General features: G+C 54.3%; 1 tRNA gene and 2 rRNA genes. All 3 read left to right on the top strand.

Features of this window, described 5'->3' with window-relative positions:
* Window positions 1-2,650: ribosomal RNA gene (locus RBB16_RS20555) — 23S ribosomal RNA — on the top strand; the annotation flags it as partial.
* A gap of 133 nt (window positions 2,651-2,783) precedes the next feature.
* Window positions 2,784-2,898 (top strand): 5S ribosomal RNA (rrf, locus tag RBB16_RS20560).
* Window positions 2,899-2,972: 74 nt separating this feature from the next.
* Window positions 2,973-3,049, top strand: a tRNA-Met gene (locus tag RBB16_RS20565).
* Window positions 3,050-3,052 lie beyond the last annotated feature (3 nt).

Here is a 3,052-nt window from a genome sequence, read left to right on the forward strand (position 1 = left end):
ACAGGTACTTGTTGACTGAATACATAGGTCTTCAAGAGCAAACCCGGGGAACTGAAACATCTAAGTACCCGGAGGAAAGGAAATCAATATGATACTCCCCTAGTAGCGGCGAGCGAACGGGGACCAGCCAAGCCTTGAGAGTGACCAGAATGATCTGGAAAGATCAGCCATAGCGGGTGACAGCCCCGTATGGGAAGCTCGATGGGATGTATTAAGTAGGGCGGGACACGTGAAATCCTGTCTGAAGATCGGAGGACCACCTTCGAAGGCTAAGTACTCCTTACTGACCGATAGCGAACCAGTACCGTGAGGGAAAGGTGAAAAGCACCCCGACGAGGGGAGTGAAACAGTACCTGAAACCGAACGCCTACAAGCAGTCGGAGGCTCCTTGAGAGCTGACGGCGTACCTTTTGTATAATGGGTCATCGACTTGGTCTATCTAGCAAGCTTAAGCCGTTAGGTGTAGGCGCAGCGAAAGCGAGTCTTAATAGGGCGCATGAGTTAGATGGATCAGACCCGAAACCGAGTGATCTAGGCATGATCAGGATGAAGGTAAGGTAACACTTACTGGAGGTCCGAACCCACACCTGTTGAAAAAGGTCGGGATGAATTGTGCCTAGGGGTGAAAGGCCAATCAAACTCGGAGATAGCTGGTTCTCCGCGAAATCTATTTAGGTAGAGCGTCATCCGAATACCCCGGGGGGTAGAGCACTGGATGGGTAATGGGGCCCCACAGGCTTACTGATCCTAACCAAACTCCGAATACCCGGGAGTACTAGATGGCAGACACACGGCGGATGCTAACGTCCGTCGTGGAGAGGGAAACAACCCTGACCTCCAGCTAAGGCCCCTAATTCATGGCTAAGTGGGAAAGCAGGTGGGACGACCAAAACAACCAGGAGGTTGGCTTAGAAGCAGCCATCCTTTAAAGATAGCGTAACAGCTCACTGGTCTAAACAAGTTGTCCTGCGGCGAAGATGTAACGGGGCTCAAGCCATGAGCCGAAGCTGAGGATGCACATAGTGCATGGTAGCGGAGCGTAGTGTGAATAAACCCATTCCTCCTTAGCGTCTTCGGGCGCATTGGAGGACCGGGTTTTACTGTGAAGCCGGCGCGTGAGCGATCCGGTGGAGTGATCACTAGCGAGAATGATGACATGAGTAGCGACAAACAGGGTGAGAGACCCTGTCGCCGAAAGTCCAAGGGTTCCTGCTTAAAGCTAATCTGAGCAGGGTAAGCCGACCCCTAAGGCGAGGCCGAAAGGCGTAGTCGATGGGAACCAGGTTAATATTCCTGGGCCAGGAGGATGTGACGGATCTGAGCCGTTGTTCACACTTATCGGATTGTGTGGGCAGCCAACGGGTTCCTGGAAATAGCCCTCCATGAGATCGTACCCTAAACCGACACAGGTGGACTGGTAGAGAATACCAAGGCGCTTGAGAGAACGATGTTGAAGGAACTCGGCAAAATACCTCCGTAAGTTCGCGAGAAGGAGGCCCGGTTCCAAGGCAACTTGGAGCTGGGGGCACAAACCAGGGGGTGGCGACTGTTTACTAAAAACACAGGGCTCTGCGAAGTCGCAAGACGACGTATAGGGTCTGACGCCTGCCCGGTGCCTGAAGGTTAAAAGGAGGGGTGCAAGCTCCGAATTGAAGCCCAGGTAAACGGCGGCCGTAACTATAACGGTCCTAAGGTAGCGAAATTCCTTGTCGGGTAAGTTCCGACCTGCACGAATGGCGTAACGACTTCCCCGCTGTCTCCAACATCGACTCAGCGAAATTGAATTGCCTGTCAAGATGCAGGCTTCCCGCGGTTAGACGGAAAGACCCCGTGCACCTTTACTACAGCTTCGCACTGGCTTCAGGCACAGCATGTGCAGGATAGGTGGTAGGCTTCGAAGCAGGGACGCCAGTCCCTGTGGAGCCTCCCTTGAGATACCACCCTTGCTCTGCTTGAAGTCTAACCGCGGCCCGTTATCCGGGTCCGGGACCCTGCGTGGTGGGTAGTTTGACTGGGGCGGTCGCCTCCTAAAGCGTAACGGAGGCGCGCGAAGGTTGGCTCAGAGCGGTCGGAAATCGCTCGTTGAGTGCAATGGCAGAAGCCAGCCTGACTGCGAGACTGACAAGTCGAGCAGAGTCGAAAGACGGCCATAGTGATCCGGTGGTCCCGAGTGGAAGGGCCATCGCTCAACGGATAAAAGGTACGCCGGGGATAACAGGCTGATGGTGCCCAAGAGTCCATATCGACGGCACCGTTTGGCACCTCGATGTCGGCTCATCTCATCCTGGGGCTGGAGCAGGTCCCAAGGGTACGGCTGTTCGCCGTTTAAAGAGGTACGTGAGCTGGGTTTAGAACGTCGTGAGACAGTTCGGTCCCTATCTGCCGTGGGTGTAGGATACTTGAGAGGAGTTGCCCCTAGTACGAGAGGACCGGGGTGAACGATCCACTGGTGGACCTGTTGTGGCGCCAGCCGCAGTGCAGGGTAGCTATGATCGGAAAGGATAACCGCTGAAGGCATCTAAGCGGGAAGCCCCCCTCAAAACAAGGTATCCCTGAGGGCCGAGGTAGACCACCTCGTCGATAGGCCGGAGATGTAAGCGCAGCAATGCGTTCAGTTGACCGGTACTAATGGCCCGATAGGCTTGATTTGATCCAGTAGAAGCCAGACTTCATGGCCCTACAATCAATCAAAAGCAGAAACTACACCAACACAGTCACCTGACCTGGATGAAGATGTTTGACCCTTTCCCCAATCAAAGGGGAAAAAGGGTTTGCTTGTTCGGTTTGGTGGTCATAGCGCGAGTGAAACACCCGATCCCATCCCGAACTCGGCCGTTAAGCACCGTTGCGCCGATGGTACTGCGTCTCAAGACGTGGGAGAGTAGGTCACCGCCAAACCTAACAAGCAAACCAAAATCTCTCAGAAACGATAACACACAAAGCCCAGATCAAAACAATATCCGGGCAAGTGGCGCGGGGTGGAGCAGCCCGGTAGCTCGTCAGGCTCATAACCTGAAGGTCGTAGGTTCAAATCCTACCCCCGCAACCAAAA

Origin of the sequence: Nioella sp. MMSF_3534 (assembly GCF_030732985.1) — a bacterium.
Classification (GTDB): Bacteria; Pseudomonadota; Alphaproteobacteria; order Rhodobacterales; family Rhodobacteraceae; genus Nioella.